Origin of the sequence: Methanoregula sp. (assembly GCF_041663825.1) — an archaeon.
Lineage (GTDB): Archaea > Halobacteriota > Methanomicrobia > Methanomicrobiales > Methanospirillaceae > Methanoregula.
Genome location: NZ_JBAYLY010000064.1, coordinates 1 through 3,201, shown reverse-complemented (window position 1 = coordinate 3,201; position 3,201 = coordinate 1). Strand labels below are relative to the sequence as shown.

Below are 3,201 nucleotides of genomic sequence, written 5' to 3'. Positions count from 1 at the left end.
CTTGATCAGCGGGCAGTACTGGTACGCATACGACATCAGATCATAGTACAGGACCACATCAGAGTATTGAATAATCCGGTGCTGTGCCTGCCCGCTCATCAACTGCCAGCGGTGATCCAGTGCCAGCCGGTCATTCCATGAGTGATCCGCGTACCCTTCCGCCAGCGTGCCGCCTTCCTTCAGGGTTTCGACCTGCCGGGTGAGTTCGCGGGTCTCGGAATAGAGCTCGGTGTACTTCTCCCCGAGGGTGCGCATCTGCGTACGGGCTTCCGTCAGGCTGCCGTTGGTGATGCGATCCGCGATCTGTTCATTGAGGGGGGGCATGGGTCACACCTACATTGAGTTTTATCTTAAGGGCTTTGCACTTCCCATATTCATCGTGGGATACCAACTTAAGAGAGCAGGTCGGTTCGATTCCCCCTTGAAGATTGTATATGCAATCAGTCGCATAACATGCAAGGATTGTGATTCTTGGATCGTAATCTAACATTATCTCACCTTCCCGGTAATCAGCCATCGCAGGCGCTGCCAGAATGTTGTCATGCTCCTGACAACATTATACAGTTCGTTCATTTCTTTTAGTTTGGCCTCTAAAAATTCGAGTTCTGAGAGATCCACGTGGATTTTATAGTCCATGGATCCACCCATTGATGGGGGAAACGCCTCAATCCATTTCCCGTCTTCAAAGTGTCCCGGCATCACCGTACCCCCTTCCGCATCACTTCTTTCATATTGTCCGGTAACATCATCATCAGTAACCGGTATGCCTTATCCGGGATTGCAATGTGCTTGGTGTCCTGCGTGGATTCCATCGGAGTTTTGCCTTCGACAAGGCGCCGAATCACTCCCTTCAGCGGTTCATCCGGATCGACTTTCATCCCTTCAAGCACGCCTTTAAGGTCCTGGTCGATCTTCAGCGTGGTATCCTTGGTATCCTGCTGCGGTTCCTGCTTTTGTACTGTTGGTTTTGCCATTTTAAAATCTCCTTTGTTTGGGCTTGAATTTGTAAATCGATAAGCGATTGTTTGTTAGAATGCCATTTATACGGCGTAATCATCGGCGATGTGATACACCCTCTTACCTTTGAGGGGCTTCTTTGCAAATGCCAGCATGAGCGTGTCGGCCTTGTCCGGGCTTGAAAGACCCCGCTTCTTCATATCTTCCTTGCTCTCGATCTGGATCTGGCCCCGGCTATTAATCTTATACTTGATATTGGAGAGCTGTGATATAAGTTCTGCGTCGTTTTCGATGTCTATATCCCCGGTTTCAAACCTGATCCGAAGACCCCAATACCATTCGGCCCGGGCATTCAGGTAGACCTCTGGATCGCTGGATGATGCCCCGCTTTGCATCTCTTCAACGGGTGCTCGTTGCTCTACGAGACGGTCAACGGTTCCAGCGCCTATACCCACAGCATCAACCTTTGCTGAGGATGCACCGGTCTCACGCAGCGCCTTGATTACTTCCCCGGCTACCTCCATCGTGCTTGACATCGGCATGGTTTTTGTGACGCGGGCAACCGGGCCTTGCCGTAATATGATCACGGTCTGATCTGATCCGTACCGGGCAACATCAACACCAAGTTCGGCAGGAGAGGTTCTTTTAAGGGTGCGGTCAACCGCTGCCTCTACCCAGTGGAGCGGGATAAGCGTATCAGTACCGGCCTCTGGGAACTGTGCCAGGACTTTTGCAGCGTAAAGCGGGGAATCGTGGGTCCAGTCATGCAGGCGCTCGTGTACCCACCTGGGAGTGATCAGGTAAGGGGCCGGGAGTTCGCCGGTGATCTTATCCTCCCACCGGTTCATCACCATATCTTCGTCTGTTATCCCAAACGTCGTAAAATTGGGGGTTTCAAAAGCAGAGATTGAGATTTTGTTTACATCGGGGCTTTTGAATGCCCGGGCAAAGCGTCCTGTCGGGTTGGTCGGGTTGCCGATCATCAGGAGCCGGCACTGCTCTGACGTAAGGACACCGTCAATGCCCTCAAAGATCTCGTCCGATACCCCGCTGGATTCATCCGCAATGACTAAAAGATAAATCTCGTGGAACCCCTGGAACCGGTCGGGGTCGTAGTCCGGCGCGGTAAATCCCCACGCGAACCAATCTTCAGCGAGTTTCAGTTCCTGGGTAAGGATGGTACCGCCAAGGGGCCGCTTTGCCCGCTGAAAATTTGTCCGGATTTCTTTCCAGAGAATCCCCCGGACCTGCCTATCCGTGGGGGCAGTGGTTAGGACAATGGACGGCTTGTGGGCATAGAGAAACCAGAGCGCAATCGCCCCGGCATCAAATGATTTCCCGCTTGCATGGCAACTCTTAACCGCCGTGGTCCGGTGATCCCGCACCGATTCGATGATCTCAACCTGCTTTTCCCACGGTTCGCGGCCCAACACTTCCTGGATCCACCAGACAGGATCGGTAAGGGCACGGTCTGCAAGCACGGCGGCCAGATCCGGAGTGATTACTTCTTTGGCGATCGTTTCTGCATCAACCCCAACCACGTGTTCTCATCGCCGTTTGGCTTGTTATCCTTGAACGCCCCGAGGACCTTGCCCTTCAGTTCGATCTGCTTTTCCCTCCGGGCAAGGGCTTTGATGGCCATCTCGTGATCTGGAGGTACTTCAATCTCAACGATCCCTTCTTTCGTTTTGACCTTCTTTTTTGTGGTTGACATCGCGGCTGTGATGATCGTTTCCGTGGTTGATTCTATCTTATGGATTTCATTCAACAGATCATCAGCATCCAGGGCTTCCTGTGCACCGGCTGCTTTGGCGATCTTCTCAGCCACGTGCCCGTTCTCAAGGTGCCGCTTTAGTGCGCCGCGATCCACATCAAAAATGCGTGCAATTGCGCTAAAATTGGGTTTATCACCGACGAGTGCCTTATCTATCTTTTTGCGCTCCTTATGCGCACAAATTGAGCAGTTAAGGCCCATCACTTACCATCCTTTAATTCCCTCATCTCGTGTTGCATGATCTCTTTCTTATCCTGCAATTCTGAGATCTGCTCATCGATATGCTTTATCCGCTCCTGTAGCTTCCGGATCCTGCGTTTCCCGGTTGCATCCCCTATGCATTCTGCGGTCACCGGATCCCCCTCATTCTCATCGTCTTGAATATCTGCCGTTCGGTGATTTTTGTTTTTTGAGGCCGCGAAAGGCGATCCCACTGTGCTTTGAGTTCTTCAAATGATACCGTTGAATTG

At 52.0% G+C, this 3,201-nt stretch carries 6 protein-coding genes; all 6 read right to left on the bottom strand.

What is annotated here, in order from left to right:
- A partial coding sequence (locus WCX19_RS14990) for a hypothetical protein (protein ID WP_373009546.1) occupies positions 1 to 324 on the bottom strand: 324 nt, incomplete at its 3' end.
- 165 nt (positions 325 to 489) lie between these two features.
- Positions 490 to 636, bottom strand: a complete 147-nt coding sequence (locus WCX19_RS14985; protein ID WP_373009544.1) for a hypothetical protein — start codon at positions 634 to 636, stop codon at positions 490 to 492.
- 62 nt (positions 637 to 698) lie between these two features.
- Positions 699 to 974, bottom strand: a complete 276-nt coding sequence (locus tag WCX19_RS14980; protein WP_373009542.1) for a hypothetical protein — start codon at positions 972 to 974, stop codon at positions 699 to 701.
- 66 nt (positions 975 to 1,040) lie between these two features.
- Complete coding sequence (locus tag WCX19_RS14975) at positions 1,041 to 2,498, bottom strand: hypothetical protein (RefSeq protein WP_373009540.1); 1,458 nt, start codon at positions 2,496 to 2,498, stop codon at positions 1,041 to 1,043.
- Entirely contained in the window at positions 2,459 to 2,932 is a 474-nt protein-coding gene (locus WCX19_RS14970) for a hypothetical protein (protein ID WP_373009538.1), read from the bottom strand. Before WCX19_RS14970 ends, WCX19_RS14975 begins: the two co-directional genes overlap by 40 nt.
- Positions 2,932 to 3,084, bottom strand: a complete 153-nt coding sequence (locus WCX19_RS14965) for a hypothetical protein (RefSeq protein ID WP_373009536.1) — start codon at positions 3,082 to 3,084, stop codon at positions 2,932 to 2,934. The genes WCX19_RS14970 and WCX19_RS14965 overlap by 1 nt, the downstream gene beginning before the upstream one ends.
- Positions 3,085 to 3,201 lie beyond the last annotated feature (117 nt).